The sequence below is a fragment of the Arthrobacter globiformis genome, assembly GCF_030815865.1.
GTDB lineage: Bacteria > Actinomycetota > Actinomycetes > Actinomycetales > Micrococcaceae > Arthrobacter > Arthrobacter globiformis_B.
Map to the genome: position 1 here is coordinate 1499662 of NZ_JAUSXI010000001.1, position 21285 is coordinate 1520946.

The following is a 21285-nucleotide window of genomic DNA, read 5'->3' on the forward strand; positions in this document are numbered from 1 at the left end:
TATACATGGTTGTATAACAACTCACATCCCACGGCAGAACCAGCCTGCAGAACAAAGGAGTTTGATGTGAACACACCAGCCAGCGGCACCGCCTCGCCGCCAGCCGCCGTCGACAATGAAGACGTGCACCAGACCAAACTCAGCGGCCGCCCCGCTGCCCTGCTCATTTCCACCCTGCTGCTCGGCGTGCTGTCCTTCCAGCTCAATGCCAGCATGGTCACCCCGGCGCTGCCGCAGATCGCCGCCAGCTTCGGCCTGGCCCCCGACGCGGCCGCCCCCGTGCAGTCCATGTTCTTCCTCGCCGGCGCCATCGCCGGTCCGGTGATCGGCAGGTGGAGCGACTTCGTCGGCCGCCGCGCCGCGCTCCTGCTGGTGCTGGCCATCATGGGCGCCGGCACCGTCCTCTGCATCGCCGCGCCCACCCTGCCGCTGCTCATCGCCGGGCGCTTCCTGCAGGGCGTGTCCAGTGCCGTCTTCGCTCTCTCCTACATCGTGCTCAGCGAGAACCTGCAGCCGCGCGTCTTCGGCACCTCCGTGGGCATCATCGCCGCGATCAACGGCGGCATCGGGGGAGTGGACGGCTACGTCGGCGGCCTGATGTCCGAGACGCTCGGCTTCCGGTCCATCTTCGCCGTCGTGCTGGTGCTCACCGCCGTCGCCGCCGGCTGCATCCTCAAGACCGTCCCGAAGGGGCGGCCGCACGGCGTGCGCGGGGCCATGGACTGGTGGGGCGCCGGCTCGCTCTCAGTGTTCCTGGTGTTCATCACCTACTTCGTCTCCGGCGGTTCGGCCGCCGGCTGGACCGCCCCCGGCACCCTGGCCCTGCTGGCCGGAACCGTCGTGTCCTTCGCCGCCTTCTGGATGATCGAGAAACGGCGCAGCCACCCGCTCATCGCCGTCCACCACCTGCGCTCCCGCCAGGTGTGGCCCGTCATCGCCACCACCGTCCTCACCCTCGCCGGCATCTTCGCCGTCATGAACTTCACCGTGGTGCTGCTCAGCCAGGATCACGACGCCGGGTTCGGGCTCAGTGCCTCCCTCTCCGCACTTCTGTTCCTCACCCCGGCCGCGCTCATCGGCGTCTTCGCCGCCCCCTTGGCCGGGTGGCTCGCGGGCCGCCGCGGCTGGATCAAGACCCTCCGCACCGGCACCGCGCTGAGCCTCGTCTGTGCCATCGCTGCCGCGGCGTTGTCCGGCAACCAGGTGGCGGTGATGATCGCCGTCGCGGCCCTCGGCATCTTCTACAACGGCCTCTTCCTCACTGCCATCAACGGACTCTCCGTCCTGCTCTCGCCCAAGGAAGCCCCGGCGTCCCTGCCCGGCATCAACGGTGCCTCCTTCGGGATCGGGGCGAGCCTCGGCGTCGTGATTGTTGCGCCGTTCGCCGCGCAGGCGACGCCGGCCGGCTACGCCACCGCCCTCTGGATCTCGGTGGCCATCACCGCGGCCGCGTTCATCGTCAGCCTCTTCGTCGCCGCCCCCAAGGGCGAGACCCTCTAACCCTTCCTCAACTGAAAGAAGAACCACCTCCATGACCAGCCACCCGTTCTACCTCGACTGCGACACCGGCATCGACGACGCCCTCGCCCTGGCCTACCTGCTCGCCTCCCCGCAGGCGGACGTGCGGGGGATCGGCGCCGTCAGCGGCAACGTGAGTGCCGCCGTCGGCGCACGCAACACCCTGGACCTGCTCGAGCTCGCCGGGCACGCGCACATCCCCGTTGCTCTGGGTTCGCATGACCCGCTTGTTGGTTCTTTTGGCGGGGGAGCGCCCTGGGTGCACGGCTCCAACGGCATCGGCGAGGTGTCGCTTTCTGAGTCCTCTGTTTCCCTTGCGCCGGAGACCGCGGCGGAGATGCTGGTGCGGCTAGCCCACGAGCACCCCGGCACACTGCGGGTCCTGGCCATCGGCCCGCTCACCAACATCGCCGAGGCGCTGCGGCTGGAGCCCGAGCTGCCGCGGCTGGTGGAGGAGATCACGATCATGGGCGGCGCGGCCCTGGCCCCGGGGAACCTCACGCCCGTGGCGGAGGCGAACATCGCCAACGACCCCGAGGCCGCCGCCCTGGTGCTGTCGGCTGGCTGGGACGTGACCCTGGTGCCGCTGGACGTGACCATGACCAACGTGCTGGAGGAGAACCACCGGCAGGAGTTGCTGGCCTCGTCCGGTCCCGTGCCGCGGGCGCTGGGGGAGATGCTGGGATACTACTTCCGGTTCTACGAGGGCATCTTCGGCCGGGCCTGCTCCGCCATGCACGATCCTCTCGCCGCGGCGCTCGCGGTGGGGGCCGTTACCGCTGCGGTAGCGCCGGTGGTGCACGTGGACGTCGACACCACGTCCGGGCCCAGCCGCGGGCAGACGGTCTGCGACCTGCGCGGACTGTACATGGACTACCCGGAGCAGCCCGGCGCCCGCTGCAGGGTGGTGCTGTCGCTGGAGGGTGAGTTTGCGCCGCACCTGGTGGAGACGCTGCTGGCGTTCAATCCGGAAGGTTCGACGGCGGGAGTCACCTTGGGTGCGGCGGTCGCCTGAGCGTTTCATCCGGCGGGCCGGTCAGGACCGCAGCCACTCCATCATCGGGAGGTGCCCGGCGCGGTCCACGATGAGGCACTGACTACGTAGACAGGCCGGTCCGCGCGCCTGACGACCGTGGCGGAACAGGGCCGATTCCCGGAGTCACCAGCCAGCCACGAGTTCGACGCCGAGGCCGGGGCGACGAACGGGAGGCGGGCTGCGCCGCCCTCAGGAGGCGCAGCGCCGTGGTGCCCCGGACGTCGGAGACCAACCGGCCGGCTGAGCGGCGGCGAGAACGTGACAAGACGACCCCAGGTCAGTGCTGCGTGCCAAGGACCGAATGGGCGATCAGCATATCCAGCCGCCGCACGTCCGCCTTTTTGCCCACCTTGATCTTGATGTGGCCCGCCCGCGTCCATAGCTCAAGCTCAGCGTCCACGTCGAATGTTCCGGCATTCTCCGAGGACCACATGTTGATTGCAGAATAGGGCAGAGAATACACCTCCACCTTCCTGCCAGTGAGTCCCTGGGCGTCGCGAACGATCAATCGCTTGGTCGTAAAAATGGCGCTATCGCGAAATGTCTTATACGCGGCCACCGGCTGCTCACCAGGGACCATTAGTTCCACAACGTCCTTCGGGATCGGACATTCGGCGACGAACATCCATGTGGTTACTGCTGCTGCCTCCAAGGCTGCTCCTTTTGATTGGTACGGGTCCAGCCATCAGTGTCTCAGGACGTCTGAGTCTCTCCGCGCTTTCGCCGTTGGCGTGTGTCGTGGCGGAGGCGACCGGATGGAGATCAGCATCGAGGAGCTGGGCCGCCAGGAGCAGAAGCTGAGCAGTTACCCAAAAAATGACGGCAGCCTGAGTGCCGCCCGCTACTTCCGGGCCTCCGCTTTGGTGAGGGCCGCGGGCAAGGTGGCACCGCCGTCGTCCGTTTTTCACGCGCGGCGGCGCCGTAGCACTGGCCCAACCCCCGAGTTTTTGTACAGATAATCCGCCTTTGGCCCCATTCAAGCCGCGAGAGCTGGACAAAAACTCGGGGTAATCTTCCGGCAGACGCTAGGTGGCCGGGCCTGATTGAAGCAAGATTCTCGGTATGAAAAAAGTCGTTACAGCCAGCCTCGCCGCAGTAGCCGTAGGTTTTGGCGCACTCACCATAGCTGTCCCGAGCAATGCGGCAACGGAGCCGCAACAGATCTCAGGCCAGATCATCGTCAAGTTCCGCGACAACGGCGCCGCACTTGGCCTGCTACGTCAGAACGGTCTCAGCGCCGGCGCTGGCATCGGCAGCACCGGCGCGCACCTCATCAAAGTACCGGCCGGCAAAGAGTCCCAGCTCATCGAATCCCTGAGCCGGAACCCTGCCGTTGAGTACGCCGAGCCGGACCAGGTCGTTACAGCCGCCACCGACGACCCGTATTTCGGCCGCCAATACGCACTGCAGAACCTGGGCCAGTCATTTACCAACACCGGCGACACGCAAACCATAGCCAAGGGCACAGACGACGCTGACGTGGACGCCGTCGAAGCGTGGAGCACCACGACCGGCAAGGGCATCACGGTTGCCATCGTCGATACAGGTGTCGCAATCGACCACGAGGACATATCGCAAAAGGTGGTGGCACGCGAGAACTTCAGTGATTCGAAAATCGTCAATCCCGAGGACTATGACAAGTACGGCCACGGCACGCACGTTGCGGGCATCGTTGCCGCCGCCCATAACTCCACAGGTGTTGCAGGGGTGTGTCCGGACTGCTCCATCCTGGATGCCAAGGTGCTTAACGACAGCGGGTCCGGCTCCAGCTCAGCCATCGCCAACGGCATCAACTGGGCAGTCGAAAACGGTGCCAAGGTCATCAACATGAGTCTCGGGCAGCGCGTCTCTTCACGCGTGCTCGAAACTGCGGTTAATAACGCGTGGAACAAGGGCGTGGTGCTGGTGGCTGCAGCCGGCAATGCCGGTACCCAGGCCAAGATCTACCCCGGTGCCTACCCCAATGTCATTTCCGTGGCTGCAACTGACAACAATGACAAGAAGGCATCCTTCTCGACCTACGGCAAGTGGGTGGATGTCGCGGCTCCGGGTGTCGACGTTTACTCGACCTTCCCGAACCATCCCTTCGCTCTGGGCACGCAGGGCGGACGGTCCATGGGTTATGACATTGCCAGCGGCACCTCAATGGCCTCACCTGTTGTCGCTGGCGTCGCGGCGCTTGTCTGGAGCACTCCTGCCGGTACCGCCAACAACCTGGTCCGTGAGAAAGTGCAATTAACCGCTGACGCCAAGGTTTTCGGGACCGGCACCTACTGGAAATACGGCCGGGTGAACGCGTGCAGGGCTGTCGGTGGGGATTGCGACCAGCCCTGAGGTTCAGGACTGGAGCGACTGCATCACGGAGAGGTGTCCGGCGCGGTCGGCGATGAGGCACTTAGCCAGATAGAAGGGCCGGTTCGCATGCCGGACGTACTGGGTTAGGACCAGGACCGGGTCCGAGGCGCGCAGGTCCAGCAGCTTGGCACGGCTCGGGCCCACCTGGCTCAGGCCAATCTGGCACTCGCCAGGTCCAAGTCCCCGGCCAGCCGCTTTGTTGAGGGCCGTGAGCAAGGTGGTGCCGCCGTCGTCCTTGATTTCCAGCGGCGCGGCGGTACCGCCGGCGAAGCTGACCGGCTGGGCGGAGATGTTTTCCTGCAGGTGCGCGATGGGTTCGCCGTCGCGTAGCAGGACGGATTCCCAGAGCCAGACGTCGCTGCCGGGTTCGACGCCCACGCCGGGGGCGACGAATTCGGAGGCCGGCTGCCGTTCCACCTGGATGCGTTTGATCTGGATCTGGTGTCCGGGGCCGCCGAGGACCTCCTCGAAGGGGCGGATGCGTTCGATGCCGATGCGGGGGAGGGTGTCTGAGACGAAGCGGCCGACGCCTCGCCGGGCACGGATGAGGCCGTCCTCCTCGAGCAGCATGAGGGCCTCACGCACTACGGTGCGGCTGACCTTCATGTCGGTCCCGAGTTCGGTCTCGGTGGGGAGCATGGAGCCGGGCTGCAGCAGGTTGTTGCGGATGGCTTCGGCGATCCGTGAGTAGACGGCAACCCGGAGCGGTGAGCCGGGCTGGGCCTCCACCGGCTGGGACAGGAACCGGACGGCGTCCTCGTGCACGTTATGCCTCGCTTGCGTTTGTTCTGGGGAATCCAGCCTAGCAAGTGGTACGCGCTTGTTGGACAACGGCTATTTCGATACGACGGCAGGCGGTGACGGCGCCCCTGGCTGACGTCGGAGCACGCACAGGGCTGCTGTTCACGCCCCGATCCCGCGGCCAGTTCCGTGATGCTTGACGCCGAAAGGTCAAGCGTTGATTGCGTAGTAGTTTATCCGGGTCCTGTGTCGGGTGGCTCAGGTCGTTGGATTCAGCCTATGCGACCGCCCCGACATCTATCCGCTCCCGTCAGGACGGGCTTCTGACCTGCCGAACCTCGAGGAGTAACGCTTTTCACTTTTTCGTTGCGGTAATGATGTGCCCCTGCAGCGGCGCGGCTACGGAGCCGTCAGCAGAAGTGAACGGGCGGAGGACTTCCTCGGCGTCTTCCCGGATGCTGGCATACTGCCGGGGAGTAATCCGATCAATGAGCGGTGAACCCTCCACCTCGGTTCGAACGAATGCCTCAACCGAGGCATGCCGGGCTGTTCCCATGTGGCTGCTGGCAGACACCACGTCCAGGCCGGCGGCGTGGAAGAGCCACTGCAGCTCGCCGATGTCCCCGCATGACCAATACGTGTTCAGTAAGGCCAGTGCCTGGTCACCGGCATGCCGGGCCGCGACGTCCATGAAAGGCCCGTACGCCGGTTGGTCCGCGAGGCGGCCGGGGACGACGGCGGCGACTGTTCCTCCATCGCGCGCCACCCTGGCCATTTCCCGCAGTGCACCGACCCTGTCAGGGAAAAACATTAGGGCCATTTGGCACAGGACGGCATCGAACTCCCGTGCCGGGAAGGGCAGTGCACCGGCGTCGCCCTTCCTCCAGTCAATGTCCGGACGTATCCTCCGGGCTACTGCCAGCATGGCGTCGTTAAGATCCACTCCCACAACTACCCCGGTTCCGGCGAGACGGTTAGCGGCATGCCTGGCCACGATCCCGGTGCCGCAGCCCACGTCAAGAACCGACTGACCAGGCGAGATGCCTGCGGCCTGGATCAGGAGTGGGGCCCACTCCGCAAAAATTGCTGGCACGAATTTCTGCTCATAGAACTCCGCTGCGGTTATCTGGAGCTGAAACGTCTCCGTAGCCGTCATCGTGATCATCCTCCTGTTCGACTCGTTCTGCTACTCCGAGTATGAAAGTGAAGCGCGTGCCATACATGGGTGCCGGCACCTAACTGCGGGGTGAGGGGCCATGTGCGGCCCCTCAGGTCAGGCCATAAAATAAGGAATGGCTTCCAATGCCGAGATGCTGCTCCGCGAGGGCCACTCAGCGCTTGACCAAGGAGACTGGCGTGCCGCCCGGTCGCGCTTTGCTGAGGCCCTGGAAGAAGAACCCGGCCCTGATGCGCTGTACGGCCTGGCCCGGGCATCTGAGTGGTCCGGCGACTACGAGGCCGCAATCAGCTTTTACGAGGGCGCTTTTGCCGGGTTCCGCTCGCGCGGTGAATCGAGGCTTCCGGCGCTCATCGCCGGCCGTGAATTGAGCTTTCTTTACACGGCCGTCTACGGAAATTCTGCCGCGGCTAATGGCTGGATGGCACGGGCAGTACGGCTCTCCAGGGAGGCCGGTGATTGCGTCGAGCGAGGCTGGGTGGAGCTGGCGGAGTGCCTCATGGCGGAAGACCCAAATGCCGGGGACAACCACGCACGCGCTGCCATGAAGATCGCCAGACGCTTTGGCGACGTCGACCTGCTATTCTGCGCCATGAGCTACGAAGGGCTCGTCCTAGTCCTGAAGGGCAGGATCGCAGAGGGTATGCGCCGCATCGATGAGGCCGCTGCAGCAGCGTCAGGAGGGGAGGTCCACGACTATCTGGCCGTGGGCGAGATCTACTGCAAAATGCTCGCCTGCTGCGAGCTGACGCTGGACGTCCGTAGGGCCGAGCAATGGATGGCTGCAGCGGAATTCTTTGGCCACCGTGCGAACTCGCCGTGGATCCCGGCCATTTGCGCCATGCACTATGGCGGAATCCTCACCGCAGCCGGGCGTTGGCCCGAAGCGGAGACCCAGCTCTGCGAGTCGATGCGGAAATACGACGGCGGCTACCGGGCAATGCGTGGAGGCGCCGTGGCGCGCTTGGCTGACCTGCGCATACTGCAGGGCCGGCTCGGTGAGGCTGCAGAACTCCTTCAGGCGGCTTCAACCGATGGATACTCGGTCCGCCCCCGGGCGCGGTTGCATCTTGTCAGAGGTGAAGCGGAAATCGCCGTCTCCATTCTGCGTAGGCATCTTGCTGCTGCAGGCACCTCTCGCCTGATAGGACCGGAACTGGCGCTGCTGGCCGAAGCCCAGGGGGCAGCGGGACGGGCAGGGGAGGCGTTGGCCATTAGCAGCCGGCTTGAGTCCCTGGCAGCGGACACTGGACTGGTACGGGACGTGGCCTTCGCCGAAGTAACTGCCGGACGGGCCGGCTGGGCGGAGGGTTCTCCCGATGCACTGGCACACCTGGAAGCGGCCCTTGGCGCGTTCACAGCCGCGGGCCTGCCGTGGGACGAGGCCCGGACACGGCTGCTGATTGCCAGGGCAGTGAAGGATTCCAATGTTGAGGTGGCGACGGCGGAAGCACGGGCGGCCCTGATGGCCTTCCGCAAGCTGGGGGCGGCACCTGATGCAGACGCCGCTGGCGCCCTGCTCCGCAGCCTGGGCAGCCCAGGGCGGCCTGCCCCCCGGATAGGAGGGCCCCTCACCGCCCGGGAAGCCGAAGTCTTGCGACTCCTCGCAGAGGGGGACTCCAACGATCAGATCGCGGGGCGGCTCGTTATCAGCAAACGCACTGTGGAGCACCACGTTGGAAGCATACTGGCCAAACTCGGCCTGTCCACCAGGGCCCAAGCCCAGGCCTATGCCGTGCGCCGCGGCTAGGACAGGCAACAGATAGAGCTGAGTCCAGGGCTTCAATTTGTTCCTGCCACAATTGGGTGAGACCAGAACGGGATCCGAAGCATGAAGGTCAAGCAACCTGGCGCGGCTGGGACCAACCTGGCTGAGGCTCATCTGGCACTCGCCCGGCCCGGGAACCCGGCCCAGCTGTTTGGTGAGGGCGGCAAGCAGGGTGGCAGGCTGCTGGAGCCGCCCTTGGACCACGGATAGAAGTGATCGCCGTGTTCGGCGGATCGGTTGCAACCAGCGCCCGAACCCCACCTCGAGCTCGCACTGGCCGCTCGCCCTTGCGATCCCGACCAACAAAGCCCCCGTGCGCGGAGTCTGAACTGCTTGCACGCAAAACTGCTCCCCGGGAGTCGGAACTGAATTTCTCAGTCCTACTTCCGGGGAGCAGTTCAGTCTCTCTCCGTTGCCGGGGGCTTTGCTGTTTCCGGGCGCTGGGTCGGGCGCCGGGGAGTCCTAGGCCCGTGCCTTGTGGCGCTTGGTGAGAACCAGTGCGAGGGCTACCATCCCTACCCCCAGGAGAAGGTGCAGGATGTTGTCGAAGCCGTTCAGCGGCACGAAGTTGCCGGCGGAATCCTGGGGGATCACCAGCCCGTAGACGAAGAGCACCAGGTAGATGATGCCTCCGTAGAGGAGGAAGGAACGGGATCCGGCGGCGGTCTTCGACAGGGCGAGTCCAGCTGCTCCGAACAACAGGTGGACGATGTTGTGCAGGGCGGAAACCTGGAAGAGGCCCAGCAACATGGCCTCGGAATGGTGGCCAGCGAAGGCCAGCTCGCCGTAGTTACCGGTGATGCCCGGGACGAAGCCCAAGACGCCGACCAGCAGGAATACGGCACCAACAACCATCGATGCCTTCTGGATGTTCGTGCGGGCCGCTGTCCCGGTGTGGGTGTGTGTTGCCATGGAGGTCTCCTGATGCGATATGTGTTCATGGACCGGCGGGCTCCCACCTGCCAATCCAACGGGCTATGCAAGCTATTCGCGCTGTACCGCATTGAGGATGGGTTTTTCCGAAACTTCAGGAGAAAAAGTGGCGGCCACCACCGGCGGTGCCACTACAGGCTTGCTGACAACAGTTCTCGGTGGATCAGTTCACACGCCGTACTGGTCCTCGTCGCCGATGTCCCCCTCGAGCAGCGCCGCGGCGGTGAGCTGTTCGGCGGCGGTCAGCATCCCGCCGTCGTCCGCCAGCGGAGTCTCGGTGGCAGGCAGAAAGTCTTGCCGAACACGAATCAAACGGCTTACCGGGCTACGGGGTCTTTGGACTCCAGTAGCCCGAGTTCGCCCCGGCGTGGCATGCCTTCCCAGTCACCCGGTACTTGGCAGGCGAAGGCTCCGGTGCGCACGGCCGTCTTCAGGCGTTGTTCCAGGTTCTCACCGGCCAGGAACTCGGCGATGTAGCCGGCAACGAAAGCATCCCCGGCTCCGACCGTGTCCACTGCGTTGACCGGCACGGCTACCTGGACGAGCTCAGCATTGTCGGCGACTGCCACGGCCCCCAGTGGTCCGAGTTTCACGACGGCATGCCGCGGGCCCAAGGCTGTCAGCTGGTGCGCCAGTTCCAGCGGCGGGGGCGGTTGCGATTGGTCCAGTCCCAAAGCGATCATCGCTTCGTCATCGCCGGCGAAGACCAGATCCACCTGCGGGAGCAGTTTCCGGTACAGCTCGCCGGCCTCTTCCGGGGACCAGAGGGCGGCACGGTAGTTGAGGTCCAGTGACACCAGGGTTCCTGCATCGCGCGCTACGGCTATGGCATGGTCAACGGCCGCCGCCGCTGAGGCCGACAGGGCAGGGGTGATGCCGGTCAGGTGCAGGAGCCGGGCTTCGCGGATCTGCCTCGCGGGGACGTCCTGCGGTTCAAGGCGGGAGCCAGCGCTTCCGGACCGGTAGTACCACACCTTGAGCTGTTCGGAGGTGCGGCGTTCTTTGATCATCAGCCCGGTGGGGGCCTCGGGGTCCACGATGCCGTGGACGTCGATGCCCTCGGCACGCAGTTCGCGGAGCACCAGCTCGCCCATGCTGTCGCCGCCGACCCGGCCGGCCCAGGTCACTGCCATGCCCAGCCGGGACAGGGCGATGGCAAAGTTGCTCTCTGCGCCGCCCATTCCGATGCTTAGGGAGCGTGTGTGTGCCAATGGCCCGGGCGTGTCGGCCTTCATCAGCCCCATCGTTTCTCCCATGGTGACCACCTCGCTCATGCGTTGACCATCCTGTTCTGGGCGAGGGCGACGAGGCGGGTGACCTCGGTGGCGCGCTCGGTGAGCGCGGTGAGATCGCCGCCCTTGAAGGCGTCTCCCAGGAGGGGCCCGCCCAGGCTCACGGCCAGGGCCCCGGCCTCGATCCATTTCGGCGCGTCCTGGATGGACACTCCTCCGGAGGGGATGATCGGCAGATCGGGGAAAGGCCCGCGCAGCTGCCCGATGTACCCCGGCCCCACCCCAGAGGCGGGGAACAGCTTGACGGCTGTGGCTCCCAGGGACCATGCCGTGTGCATCTCCGTGGGCGAGTACGCGCCGGGGAAGACGGGGACGCCGCGGTCGACGGCGGCACTGATCACCTCCGGCACTGTCACCGGGGTAACGAGGTAGTCAGCGCCGGCGTCGAGCGCCTGCCGGGCCTCGTGAAGGTCGACGACGGTGCCCACTCCGATTTCTGCGGAACCGGCGAACCGGGCCCTGAGTCCGGCGATCTCCTCGAAAACGCCCTCGGTGGTGAGGGTCAGTTCGATGGACCGGACGCCTCCGGCGATCAGCGCCTCGATAACCGGGGCGTACTCACGGGCGTGGGAGGTCCTCAGGACAGCGACCACAGGGTGTGCCAGCAGCATTGCGGAGGGCTGTGAGCGGGGGACTGTCATCATGGTTTCTCCTGGGTGGTGGGGTTCGATTCGGTGCCGTCCTGGGGGCTCCGTTCCAAGGGGGCCGGAGTCCCTTCCCGTGCATGCGTCTCGAGGACAAGCTCTTCCACCTTCTTGTCCGTCAGGGGATAAAGCATGGCGAGCACAATAGCGGCCGCGGCCAACGCCAGGCAGGGATAGAGGGTCTGCAGGCCCTTCATTCCGGCCAGTACCTCCGGGCCCTGCGGCACGTTGGGCATGTAGCCGATCGCGCTCAGTCCGAACCCGGCCAGGCCGCCGGCAACAGACTGGGCGATCTTGCGGGAGAAGTTGAACATGGAGTAGGTGATGCCTTCGCGGCGTACTCCGGTGCGCCAGTGGCCGAAGTCAATGACGTCGCAGACCAGCGCCCAGGTGATGCCGTTGGGCAGGGCCACCCCGATGAAGGAGAGGCTGAACAGGACGGTGAAGAGCACGGGGTTGGTCGGCAGCACGAAGTTCAGTCCGTCCGCGACGATGGCGAGCAGGAAGCCGCACAGGGCCGTACGCTTCTTGCCGATCAGGCGTGTCAGAACAGGGATGAGCAGGATACCGATGATCGAGGAGCCGATGCTGATCACGTTCACGTACGGCAGCAGCCGCACATCGCCCAGGTAGTACTGCGTGAAGTAGACGATCATCGACGTCTTCACGTTGTAAGCCGAGATCGAAAAGATCGTCATGACGACCAGGACCAGCAGGGGCCGGTTGGTGACGATGGTGGTAACGAAGTTCCGGACAGTCAGCTTCTCGCGGGTACGGACCACGGGGACGGCCTCCCGGGTGTACCTGAACGTGGCGAAGAAGCAGAGGACGCCCACCACCGCCATGGTGCCGGCGGGTGGCATGAACGCGACGCCGGTGACCAGCAGCGCAGTGACAGAACCGGCCTGGCGGAAGGAGGCGAGCTTGGCCCGCTCGATGGGTTCCTGGGTCATCACCGAGGCCAGCGAGCCGTAGGGGATGTTGGTGAACGAGTACAACACGCCCCACGCCATGTAGGAGACGTACGCGTAGACCAGGTTCACACCCTCGGACTGGCCGGGGGTGAGGAAGGTAAAGACCGTCAGCACGGCCAGCGCAATGGACGAGTAGAACATGACGCCCCGGAAGCGGCCGAAGCGGCCCACATTGCGCCGCCCGTCGATCACGGTGCCGGCGAGCGGGTCCATGAACGCGTCGAAGAGCTTCGTGATGACGAAGACGGAGGCGGCGGCTGCGGGTGGCAATCCCGCCACATCTGTGTAGAACTTCAGCAGGTAGGCCTGCCCGAGGTCGAACATGAAGCCGTTGCCCAGATCGCCCATGCCGTAGGCGATCTTCTCTTTCAGTGACACCATGCCACTTGTTTTCTTCGCCCGGGAACTGGTGGGCGTGGTGATTTTGTTGGCCATCGGGGTGCTCCTTTGCATCCAGGCAGATTAGGGGTCAGCCAAATTGAGGGTCAGGCGGAACGCCGGGAGTAGGCGGTTTTCGGGAGGTTGTAGGCGAGGTCGACGGCGGTTTCGACGGCCTCGTCCTGGCTGAGCCGGTGCTCAAGGACCAGCCGGGCCAGGAAGCCGGCGTCGATGCGGCGGGAGAGGTCGTGGCGGGCGGGGATCGAGGCGAAGGCGCGAGTGTCGTCGACGAAACCGGAGGTGTTGTAGAAACCAGCCGTCTCGGTCGCGGACTCGCGGAAACGCCGCATGCCCTCCGGGGAGTCGAGGAACCACCAGGGAGCACCCAGCCGGAGCGACGGATAGGCGCCGGCGAGGGGGGCGAGTTCGCGGCTGTAAAGAGTCTCGTCGACAGTGAAGAGGATGGCGCGGAACCTGGGGTCGTGGCCGTAGCGCTCCAGCAGCGGCTGCAGTGAACGGGTGAACTCGGTGGCCACCGGGATATCGAAGCCCTTGTCCTGGCCGTGGCGCTCGAAGACTCCCTTGTGGTGATCGCGCAGAACACCGGGATGAATTTGCATTACCAGCCCGTCGTCGCAGGCCATGCCCGCGGTGACGAAAAGCATGTGTGCGGCGAAGGCCTGCGCCTCCGCGGGGCTGACCGGTCCGCCCAGGGCGCGGGAGTACAGCTCTGCGGCGGCGGACTCCGCCATGGGTGTGGTGTCGGCGCTCAGGTGGCCATGGTCGGTAGCCAGCCCACCAGCGGCAACGAAGGCGCGGCGGCGCTCTCGCAGCCCGTCGAGGAACCCGGAATAGGTGGAGGTGTCCACAGCCGAGACCTCTGCCAGTTTGGCGACCTCAGCCCGCCACCCCTGACGGTCAAGATGGAACACGGCATCCGGGCGGAATGTCGGTATGATCCGCTCTCCCAGGCCCTGCTTGGCCAGCTGTGTGTGGTGGCGCAGGTCGCTGGTTGCAGGGTCGGTCGTGGAAATCAGCTCGATCGAAAACCGGTCCAGCAGTTGCCGGGGCCGGAAGTCCGGCTCCGCAATGCGAGCGGCTATCTGATCGTAGATCGCATCGGCAGTCTCGGCGCTGGGCATGAGGTCGACCCCGAAGACCTCGGCAAGCTCATGCTCCATCCAGTAGCGCGACGGGGTGCCGCGGAACAGCTTCCAGTTCTGGCAGAACGTCCGCCAGATGGCCCGCGAGTCAGTCTCGACCGGACCGCCGTCAATCCGCGGCACGCCCAGGGACTCGGGGGCTATCCCTTGGGAGACCATCATGCGGGTCACGTAGTGGTCGGGGACCACCAGGAGCTGGGCCGGATCGGCGAACGGCTCGTTGGCGGCGAAAACGTCCGCCTCAACGTGACCGTGCATGCAGATGAGCGGCAACTGCGCCGTCTGCTCGTAGATCTCGCGTGCCACGGCGCGCTGACGCTCATCCGCTGGAAGCGCACGGTCGGGATGCAGTTCCAGACGTCGTTCGACGGCTGGCAGTGCGGGGTCAAGATTCAGGAGGGTGGGTGCAGACATCAATGTCTCTCTCAATTTGAAGGGGGTTTGGGGGCCAGTTCCGAGGGGGTGGGGAGCTGGCTATGAAAACGTTATTATCAATGTAGCGCGGAGACAAGCTGAGACCAAGCTCATATCTTCAGAAACTTTGACGGGACGGGAACTTCATGGGTCCGGGGATAAAATCCGTAACAAAGCCACCGGGAGGTGAACCCATGTCCGTACCCGTGACGATCCGGGACGTTGCCAAAGCTGCCGACGTCTCTCCTGCCACGGTCTCGCGGACTTTCGTGCGCCCGGAGAAGGTTGATGCGGTGACCCGGGAGCGGGTGCTAAGCGCCGCCGCCCGGCTGGACTACCGCCCTAACCGCGCGGCGCAGTCCCTCATCACGGGCCTGACCGGCAACATCGGGATCGTGGTTCCGGACCTCACCAACCCTTTCTTCCCCAGCGTCGTGAGGGGCATTCAGAACCGGGCCGAGGAACTGGGCTACCCCGTGCTGCTGGTCGACAGCGGCGAGGATCCGGTTCGCGAATCAGAGCTTGTCACAAGGCTGGGCCGCCAGGTGGACGGGCTTGTCCTGTGCGCGGCGCGCATGACGGACGAGGACCTGCTTTCCCACCGGCAGCGGCGGCCGATGGTCCTAATCAACCGCGAGGTCCCGGGCGTCCCGGCCGTCACCTTCGACAACGCTGCTGGTATCGCGCAGGAGGTGATGCACCTGAAAGCCTTGGGGCACATGCGGATCGGGTACGTCGCCGGCCCCGGAACGAGCTACTCCAGCCGGGTGCGGCAAGGCGCAGTCACGACGCATTTGGCCGCTGCGGGTCTGACGGAGGTTGCCGTGGGCAGTTTCGCCCCCTCCTTTGAAGGCGGCCGCAGCGCGGCGGAAAAGGTTCTGCTCGCCAATGTCACAGCGGTCATGGTTTACAACGACGTCATGGCCCTGGGCCTGATCAACCAGCTCGCCCAGTACGGCGTCTCGGTTCCAAACGACCTGACCGTCGTCGGATTCGACGACATCGAATTCGCCGCCATGGCCAACCCGGCGCTGACCACCGTCCGGGTCCCGCGGGAGGAGGCCGGCGCCCTGGCCATGTCCTACCTCAACGCACTGATGACGGCGACAGGCCCCGCTCCGGAGCCGCCGGCTCAACTGAAGACGGAATTCATCTTCCGCGGCACGTCGGTCCGCGCTCCGCTGACGCAAGCACTGGCTGAGTAAGCGCAGCTGCCGGCTGCCCTCTTCCCCGTGGAAAGAGGGCGCCGGCTCGCCCTGATGGATCATCATCGGTGCTTTGCCTCAGCCGCCGATGGTGGGGCTTCGGGCGCACCCCAGCCATCACCCGTCCACTCATCCCTTGATGAAAACGTTTTCGTCGCTCTACAATGAAAACGATTTCATTCCCGTCGTTCCCTCACTGAAGAAGGATTTGGCCATGACGAGCATTCCCACCACCCTCCGTGACCTGAATGAGGTTGCGTTGGTACTGCGGCCCGAGGACGATGTCGCAGTCGCCACCCAAGACCTGCCCCCCGGTGCTGAGCTGACCGATCGGGGGCACCGGCTTCGCGTGCGGCAAAGCGTCCCCCGCGGTCACAAGCTCGCCCTACGGCCGCTCGCTGCGGGCCAACGGGTCCACAAGTACGGCCAGTCGATCGGCCGGGCCACGCGGGACATTGCGGCCGGAGACCACGTCCATACCCACAACCTCGGCATGGACAACGCCGATCGTGTGCATGAGTTCGGTACCGCCCGCGTGCAGCCAGCGGCACCAGGCGGGCCGGCGCGGACGTTCCAGGGGTATCACCGCGGCGACGGGCGCGTGGGGACCCGCAACTACATCGGCATACTGACCGCAGTGAACTGCTCGGCGTCGACGGGCCGAATGATCGCCGCGCAATTCACGGCTGCAGCCCTGCAGGGCTACGATAACGTCGACGGGGTCATAGCCCTAACGCATGATTCCGGTTGCGGTCTCGTCGCTGGCAGTGAAGGCGCCCGGCTGACGCGGCGCACGCTGCGGAGCTATGCCAACCATCCCAACATCGCCGGATTGTTGGTGCTGGGTCTGGGATGCGAGATGCTGCCAGCGACATCATTGCTGGACGGGCTGGACCTTCCGAGCGAGAAGCTGGTGCGGACTTTGGTCATCCAGGACAGCGGCGGGATCCGTGCAACGGTCCGTGCCGGGGTGGAGGCCATCAACGAGATGGTTCCGCACGTGAATGCACTGCGCCGCGAACCCGCTCCCATCTCGGAACTTGTGCTGGGGATGAACTGCGGCGGCTCCGACGGGTACTCGGGGATCACCGCGAACCCGGCCCTGGGCGTGGCCTCCGACCTGCTGGTTGCCCACGGGGCCACGACGATCCTTGCCGAGACGCCGGAAATTTTCGGAGCCGAACATTTGCTGACGCGGCGTGCGGTGTCCGAGGAAGTGGGCCTTAAGCTCCTGCAGCGCATCGAGTGGTGGAAGGACTACGCGACCTCCGGTGGCGGCTCCCTGGACAACAATCCCTCTCCCGGCAACAAGGCGGGCGGGCTGACGACCATATTGGAGAAGTCGCTCGGCGCAATCGCCAAGGGCGGCACCGCGGAATTGTCTGCCGTGTACGAGTACGCCGAGCCGGTCACCACGCGCGGGTTCGCCTTCATGGACACCCCTGGCTATGACCCCGTGTCCGTGACCGGCATCATCGCGGGTGGCTCCACGGTGGTGGTGTTCACCACCGGCCGCGGCTCTGTCCTGGGGGGCAAGCCCACGCCGTCGATCAAGGTTGCCACCAACACCCCGACGTTCGAACGCATGCGTGAGGACATGGATATCAACGCCGGACGCATAGTGGACGGAACCGCGTCGATCAACAGTGTGGGCGAGGAGATCTTCGAAAAGATCATTGCCGTCGCCTCGGGGGAGCAGTCCGTTTCTGAGCAGCTGGACCTCGGCCAGGACGAGTTCATTCCGTGGCAGTTGGGCGCAGTGACGTGACCGGCGCTGCCAGGACCTACGACGAAACTGCAGAGCAACGAGGACTTACCATGAAGAAACTGGACGCGACGACGACCGCACGGCCCGAGCTTCCGATCACTATCATGCAGTTTGGGGCCGGGAATTTCCTGCGTGCCTTTGTCGACTGGATGATCACGAGGGCGAACCAATCCGGCGTGACCCGCGACGGCGTGGCCGTCATACAGGCCACGGACCGCCCCTCGCAGGCCCTGCGCCAGCTTGCGGAACAGGACGGCCTCTTCCACGTCTACCTTGAGGGCATTAAGGACCGCCGCCCCGTCAAGGAGGTTGACCTCGTCACCTGTGTGCGCTCCGTGCTCAGCGCCCACAATCAGTTCGAGGAATACGATCGGCTGGTCATCAGCCCCGACCTCCGGGTCATCGTCTCGAACACGACCGAGGCCGGCATCGAGTTCGTGTCCGGCGACGACCTCAGCGCACGGCCCCCGCGGTCCTTCCCCGCCAAGGTCACGGCACTCCTGTACCGGCGGTTCGAGCATTTCCGGGGTGATCCGGAAGCAGGACTATCCTTCCTGTGCTGTGAGCTCATCGAGGACAACGGGTCGACTTTGCGAGAGCATGTGCTGCACCACGCAGCCGATAACGACCTCGGGGCGGAATTCGACGCATGGGTGCGGACCGCCTGTCACTTCTACGACACCCTCGTGGACCGCATCGTTCCCGGATTTCCCCAGGGGGAGATCGAGGCTGTGCAGGCGGAGATTGGATTCGCCGACGAACTCGTTGTCAAGGCCGAGCACTTCTACGTCTGGGCGATCGGGGGCAGCCCGGCGATTCGCGAGGTGTTGCCGTTAGACAGGGCAGGGCTGAATGTGCTGTTCATGGACGACATCCGTCCCTTCCGGGCGAAGAAAGTGCGGATACTCAACGGCGCCCACACAGCGATGTCAGCCATCGCGCTCCAGCTCGGATGCGAGACAGTGCGGGACGCTTTCGCCGTTCCGCTGGTGGAGGCTCTGATCAACCGCCTGGTTGCCGACGAGGTTTTGCCCACCATCGAAGGGGATCGCCAGGCGCTGGAGGCCTTTGCCCAGCAGATTCTTGAACGTTTCTACAACCCCTCCCTGCGGCATCAACTCGAGGATATCGCCCTGAACGCCCTCTCGAAGTGGGCGACGCGCAACCTTCCCGTCGTCCTGGATCGGTGGGCGGTCGATGCTCAGGCGCCGCTGACGGTCCTGTCGCTGGCCGCCCTCCTCGTTCTTTACAGCGGCCGGTCGGAAAATTCCCAGTTGGAGCCCCGCGACGACGCGAGGATCGTGCAGTTGCTGCGAAGCACCTTTGACCGCGAGGATCTTCCGGGGTGGATCGCAGGTGTGATCAATTGCCTTCCGTTGCCCGCCACGATGGACGCGGCAGCGATCTCACGGCTTTCAACAGAAACTTCCCGTGCCGCCGAACTCATTCTCGAGCGGGGGATGGCTGGGGCACTGCAAGAACTGCTTGCCTGACCGGCTGGCCGCTGGTGGGGCATCCAGGGGCTGCAACTCACACCCCGTAGAGGCTCTTACGCACCTCGGCATAGCGTTCCCGGACGCCGAAGCCCCAGTCTCCTTCGGGTTCGTAGGCGGCTTCGATGCTGCGTTTCCAGTCGGGAAGTTCTCCAGTGGCCGCCCATGCGGCCTGTTTGGCTGCGCCGAGGGCGACGTACTCCCTGGTTGTCGGAATCTCGACCGGCAGATTGAAAATAGTTGCTGCTGCCTGTCGCAGCGCCTGCGATTTGGAGCCTCCGCCAATCAGGAGAACTTTGTCCGGGGCGCCACCGGACTGCCTCAGGACGTCGATGCCGTCGGCCAGTGAGTTCAGCACGCCCAGCACGGAGGCGCGGGCGAGGTTCTCGGGGCTCATGTTGCTCCTGGTGAGACCGGCCAGGCTGCCTGTTGCGTGGGAAAGATTGGGGCTGCGCTCGCCGTCCAGGTAAGGAAGGAATGTCAGTCCGCCGGCGTCGCTGCCGGCGGCCTGTGCCAGGGAATCCAGTGTCGCAAGGTCGACGCCGAGCATGGTAGCGGTCGCTGCCATGACGCGGGCAGAGTTGAGCATGGCCAGCAGCGGCAAATGTCCGCCGGCGGCGTCCGCGAATCCGGCGATAGCACCGGTATGGTCCGGCATCGCGGAAGGTGTGGTGGTGAAGACGGTTCCGGAGGTGCCGATGGAGACGACCACCTCGCCCGGGCGCAGACCGAGCCCCAATGCGGCTGCGGCATTGTCCCCGGCGCCGGCGGCGAGGACGGCGCCGTCGATGCCCCAGCCGTTCTGCACGGTGCCGGCCTGCTCGTTCGACGCCACCACGCGCGGTAGGCGCGGGACCCGTCCGAAGAAGCGTTCCAGCAGGTCTGTCCGGTAGCTGTTGGTGACGGGGGAGAAGTAGCCGGTGCCGGAGGCGTCGCTCCGGTCCGTGATGAACTCCCCGCCCATGGCACCGTTGAGCCAGTCGTGGGGGAGGACCACCTGCTCGACTCGGCTAGCGGCATCCGGTTCGTTCTGCGCCAGCCACGCCAGCTTGGAGATGGTGAACGAAGCGACCGGGACAAGGTTGACGGCGTCCACCCACTGTTCGGGCCCAAGTTCGTCCCGCAGCCTCGCCGCGTCCGGCGCGCTGCGGGTGTCGTTCCACAGCAGGGCATCGTGCACGGGCGTCCCGGAACTGTCGAGGGCCACCATCCCGTGCTGTTGGGCGGCGATGCCGGCAGCGGAGACGGAACTGCCCAGCCGGTCAGCGCCGGCAGAATGCCATGCTTCCCGCAGCGCGGAGGTCCACACGGACGGGTCCACGGCGGTGAGATCAGGATGGGCCGCCGCACCAGACGTGATCACGTCACCGGTTTCGGCGTCCACGGCAAGGACCTTGCAGGACTGGGTGGAGGAATCCACCCCGACAACAATGCTCATTAACTCTTCTCCTCGTCGATCAGGTCAGTCAGGGCTTGGGCCAGCGGCGTATCAATGATCAGCGTGGTGACAAAGTCCGCCTTGGCCACGGCCAGCAGGGCTTCAGCCCGTGCTTCCCCCTGGGCCACGGCAATCACCTTCGGGGTCCGCTGCAGCTGCTTGATGGTGACGGCGATAATCTGTTCGTCCAGCCCCGATTCCACCGCAACGCCTGTGGCGTTTAGGAGCCGGCCGGAGCATTCCCCGACGGCGCCGGCCTCCACTGCCGCCTGCCTCACCTCGGCGTCGGCCCTGTCCCAGACGGTGGACGTGCCCGGCTTCCAGGCGCCGATTGCGACGACGGCCAGGTCGAGTGAATCCGCCTTTGCCAGGGCCTCGGCGATCTCTGGCTGGCGGCGCAAGCCGGCCGCCGTCGTCGGATCCTCCACCACCAGAGGTGCCCACAGCGGCCAAGTGAGCCCCCCACTCACATGTCCCAGCCGCTGGATCAGCTCCAGGGGATTGCTCTCGCCTTCTGTGGGAAGGGCTCCGGCAAGCTGGACAATGTCGCACCGGGGAAGCTCCCGGACCAGCCGCGAGGCCACGTCCAGGGTGCGGGACCAGGAGATGCCGATGGTCCCGCCGGCGGGTGCCTGCCGGGAGATTTCGACGGCGGCCGCTTTGGCCAGGATGGCGCGCGCCTGGATCACGTCCCCGGTGGTCTCCGCGACGATTACCTCCCTAATCCCCAGTGCGGACTCGATGCGCCGGATATCAGCAGCGGAGACGCGGGAGGGGAAATGCACCTTGATTTCCAGGATGCCCTTCTCGCGGGCCTCTGCGAGCAGGCGGGCAACCTGGAACCGCGAAATTTCATAGCTAGCGCCGATCTCCACCTTGGAGCGGTTTTCCAGGTAGTACTCGCTGCTGACGCGCGCCAGAAGCTCTTCATGGGAATGCTCCGCCATTCTGGTCACCTCTCGCAGATCTGATCATTTGAGTATCGCCT

The 21285-nt window shown here is 65.3% G+C and carries 20 protein-coding genes; 9 read left to right on the forward strand and 11 right to left on the reverse strand.

Features of this window, described 5'->3' with window-relative positions; genetic code table 11:
- Positions 1–66 precede the first annotated feature (66 nt).
- Positions 67–1500, forward strand: coding sequence for an MFS transporter (locus QFZ33_RS06920; protein WP_373427240.1), 1434 nt, complete (start codon positions 67–69; stop codon positions 1498–1500).
- 31 nt (positions 1501–1531) lie between these two features.
- The gene (locus QFZ33_RS06925; RefSeq protein WP_307026038.1) at positions 1532–2533 is read left to right on the forward strand and encodes a nucleoside hydrolase; all 1002 of its coding nucleotides are present in this window, start codon (positions 1532–1534) and stop codon (positions 2531–2533) included.
- Between the two features lie 298 nt (positions 2534–2831).
- Here QFZ33_RS06925 and QFZ33_RS06930 read toward each other — a convergent pair whose 3' ends face one another.
- Positions 2832–3206 carry a PH domain-containing protein gene (locus QFZ33_RS06930; protein WP_307026041.1) on the reverse strand — a complete coding sequence of 125 codons (375 nt, stop codon included), beginning with the start codon at positions 3204–3206 and terminating at the stop codon, positions 2832–2834.
- A 103-nt stretch (positions 3207–3309) separates the two neighbouring features.
- Between QFZ33_RS06930 and QFZ33_RS06935 the strand changes: the two genes are divergently transcribed.
- Positions 3310–3513, forward strand: coding sequence for a hypothetical protein (locus tag QFZ33_RS06935; protein WP_307026042.1), 204 nt, complete (start codon positions 3310–3312; stop codon positions 3511–3513).
- A gap of 103 nt (positions 3514–3616) precedes the next feature.
- Positions 3617–4888, forward strand: coding sequence for a S8 family serine peptidase (locus QFZ33_RS06940; protein ID WP_307026043.1), 1272 nt, complete (start codon positions 3617–3619; stop codon positions 4886–4888).
- Between the two features lie 3 nt (positions 4889–4891).
- Here QFZ33_RS06940 and QFZ33_RS06945 read toward each other — a convergent pair whose 3' ends face one another.
- Both QFZ33_RS06945 and QFZ33_RS06950 read right to left on the reverse strand, forming a co-directional pair.
- Positions 4892–5674, reverse strand: coding sequence for a GntR family transcriptional regulator (locus tag QFZ33_RS06945; RefSeq protein ID WP_307026046.1), 783 nt, complete (start codon positions 5672–5674; stop codon positions 4892–4894).
- A gap of 331 nt (positions 5675–6005) precedes the next feature.
- Complete coding sequence (locus QFZ33_RS06950; RefSeq protein WP_307026048.1) at positions 6006–6806, reverse strand: class I SAM-dependent methyltransferase; 801 nt, start codon at positions 6804–6806, stop codon at positions 6006–6008.
- A gap of 136 nt (positions 6807–6942) precedes the next feature.
- Between QFZ33_RS06950 and QFZ33_RS06955 the strand changes: the two genes are divergently transcribed.
- A complete protein-coding gene (locus tag QFZ33_RS06955) occupies positions 6943–8577 on the forward strand; it encodes a LuxR C-terminal-related transcriptional regulator (protein ID WP_307026050.1) in 1635 nt (544 codons plus the stop codon).
- Between the two features lie 81 nt (positions 8578–8658).
- Positions 8659–8805: a hypothetical protein gene (locus QFZ33_RS06960; RefSeq protein ID WP_307026052.1), complete on the forward strand. Its 147-nt coding sequence runs from the start codon at positions 8659–8661 to the stop codon at positions 8803–8805.
- A 252-nt stretch (positions 8806–9057) separates the two neighbouring features.
- On the opposite strand, the gene QFZ33_RS06965 is transcribed toward QFZ33_RS06960, so the two are convergent.
- The 6 genes from QFZ33_RS06965 to uxaC all read right to left on the reverse strand — a co-directional run bounded on the left by QFZ33_RS06965 (position 9058) and on the right by uxaC (position 14393).
- Positions 9058–9507 carry a DUF4383 domain-containing protein gene (locus QFZ33_RS06965; RefSeq protein WP_307026054.1) on the reverse strand — a complete coding sequence of 150 codons (450 nt, stop codon included), beginning with the start codon at positions 9505–9507 and terminating at the stop codon, positions 9058–9060.
- A 189-nt stretch (positions 9508–9696) separates the two neighbouring features.
- Positions 9697–9840 (reverse strand): hypothetical protein, encoded by a 144-nt coding sequence (locus QFZ33_RS06970; protein ID WP_307026057.1) that lies wholly within the window; start codon positions 9838–9840, stop codon positions 9697–9699.
- 5 nt (positions 9841–9845) lie between these two features.
- Positions 9846–10802, reverse strand: coding sequence for a sugar kinase (locus QFZ33_RS06975; protein ID WP_307026059.1), 957 nt, complete (start codon positions 10800–10802; stop codon positions 9846–9848).
- The gene (locus tag QFZ33_RS06980) at positions 10799–11464 is read right to left on the reverse strand and encodes a bifunctional 4-hydroxy-2-oxoglutarate aldolase/2-dehydro-3-deoxy-phosphogluconate aldolase (protein WP_307026061.1); all 666 of its coding nucleotides are present in this window, start codon (positions 11462–11464) and stop codon (positions 10799–10801) included. The genes QFZ33_RS06975 and QFZ33_RS06980 overlap by 4 nt, the downstream gene beginning before the upstream one ends.
- Complete coding sequence (locus QFZ33_RS06985) at positions 11461–12873, reverse strand: MFS transporter (RefSeq protein WP_307026064.1); 1413 nt, start codon at positions 12871–12873, stop codon at positions 11461–11463. The genes QFZ33_RS06980 and QFZ33_RS06985 overlap by 4 nt, the downstream gene beginning before the upstream one ends.
- A 50-nt stretch (positions 12874–12923) precedes the next feature.
- Positions 12924–14393, reverse strand: a complete 1470-nt coding sequence (gene uxaC, locus QFZ33_RS06990) for a glucuronate isomerase (protein ID WP_307026066.1) — start codon at positions 14391–14393, stop codon at positions 12924–12926.
- Between the two features lie 194 nt (positions 14394–14587).
- Between uxaC and QFZ33_RS06995 the strand changes: the two genes are divergently transcribed.
- The 3 genes from QFZ33_RS06995 (at position 14588) to QFZ33_RS07005 (ending at position 18859) form a co-directional block, all read left to right on the forward strand.
- Positions 14588–15598, forward strand: coding sequence for a LacI family DNA-binding transcriptional regulator (locus tag QFZ33_RS06995; RefSeq protein WP_307026068.1), 1011 nt, complete (start codon positions 14588–14590; stop codon positions 15596–15598).
- A 214-nt stretch (positions 15599–15812) separates the two neighbouring features.
- Positions 15813–17366, forward strand: coding sequence for a UxaA family hydrolase (locus QFZ33_RS07000; protein ID WP_307026070.1), 1554 nt, complete (start codon positions 15813–15815; stop codon positions 17364–17366).
- 50 nt (positions 17367–17416) lie between these two features.
- A complete protein-coding gene (locus QFZ33_RS07005; protein ID WP_307026072.1) occupies positions 17417–18859 on the forward strand; it encodes a tagaturonate reductase in 1443 nt (480 codons plus the stop codon).
- A 37-nt stretch (positions 18860–18896) separates the two neighbouring features.
- Here the strand turns inward: QFZ33_RS07005 and xylB are convergent, their stop codons facing one another.
- Together xylB and QFZ33_RS07015 are read right to left on the reverse strand one after the other, a co-directional pair.
- Positions 18897–20297, reverse strand: a complete 1401-nt coding sequence (xylB, locus tag QFZ33_RS07010) for a xylulokinase (protein ID WP_307026073.1) — start codon at positions 20295–20297, stop codon at positions 18897–18899.
- Positions 20297–21244, reverse strand: coding sequence for a sugar-binding transcriptional regulator (locus tag QFZ33_RS07015; protein WP_307026075.1), 948 nt, complete (start codon positions 21242–21244; stop codon positions 20297–20299). Before QFZ33_RS07015 ends, xylB begins: the two co-directional genes overlap by 1 nt.
- Between the last annotated feature and the right edge of the window lie 41 nt (positions 21245–21285).

Excerpts from the sequence above, each read along its gene's own strand:
- QFZ33_RS06965 (WP_307026054.1), bottom strand. The coding sequence starts at position 9,507 with ATGGCAACACACACCCACACCGGGACAGCGGCCCGCACGAACATCCAG.
- QFZ33_RS06975 (WP_307026059.1), bottom strand. The coding sequence starts at position 10,802 with ATGAGCGAGGTGGTCACCATGGGAGAAACGATGGGGCTGATGAAGGCC.
- uxaC (WP_307026066.1), bottom strand. The coding sequence starts at position 14,393 with ATGTCTGCACCCACCCTCCTGAATCTTGACCCCGCACTGCCAGCCGTC.
- QFZ33_RS06940 (WP_307026043.1), top strand. The coding sequence starts at position 3,617 with ATGAAAAAAGTCGTTACAGCCAGCCTCGCCGCAGTAGCCGTAGGTTTT.
- QFZ33_RS06925 (WP_307026038.1), top strand. The coding sequence starts at position 1,532 with ATGACCAGCCACCCGTTCTACCTCGACTGCGACACCGGCATCGACGAC.
- QFZ33_RS07000 (WP_307026070.1), top strand. The coding sequence starts at position 15,813 with ATGACGAGCATTCCCACCACCCTCCGTGACCTGAATGAGGTTGCGTTG.
- QFZ33_RS07005 (WP_307026072.1), top strand. The coding sequence starts at position 17,417 with ATGAAGAAACTGGACGCGACGACGACCGCACGGCCCGAGCTTCCGATC.
- QFZ33_RS06995 (WP_307026068.1), top strand. The coding sequence starts at position 14,588 with ATGTCCGTACCCGTGACGATCCGGGACGTTGCCAAAGCTGCCGACGTC.
- QFZ33_RS06960 (WP_307026052.1), top strand. The coding sequence starts at position 8,659 with ATGAAGGTCAAGCAACCTGGCGCGGCTGGGACCAACCTGGCTGAGGCT.
- QFZ33_RS06985 (WP_307026064.1), bottom strand. The coding sequence starts at position 12,873 with ATGGCCAACAAAATCACCACGCCCACCAGTTCCCGGGCGAAGAAAACA.
- QFZ33_RS06980 (WP_307026061.1), bottom strand. The coding sequence starts at position 11,464 with ATGATGACAGTCCCCCGCTCACAGCCCTCCGCAATGCTGCTGGCACAC.
- QFZ33_RS06935 (WP_307026042.1), top strand. The coding sequence starts at position 3,310 with ATGGAGATCAGCATCGAGGAGCTGGGCCGCCAGGAGCAGAAGCTGAGC.
- QFZ33_RS07015 (WP_307026075.1), bottom strand. The coding sequence starts at position 21,244 with ATGGCGGAGCATTCCCATGAAGAGCTTCTGGCGCGCGTCAGCAGCGAG.
- QFZ33_RS06955 (WP_307026050.1), top strand. The coding sequence starts at position 6,943 with ATGGCTTCCAATGCCGAGATGCTGCTCCGCGAGGGCCACTCAGCGCTT.
- QFZ33_RS06950 (WP_307026048.1), bottom strand. The coding sequence starts at position 6,806 with ATGACGGCTACGGAGACGTTTCAGCTCCAGATAACCGCAGCGGAGTTC.
- xylB (WP_307026073.1), bottom strand. The coding sequence starts at position 20,297 with ATGAGCATTGTTGTCGGGGTGGATTCCTCCACCCAGTCCTGCAAGGTC.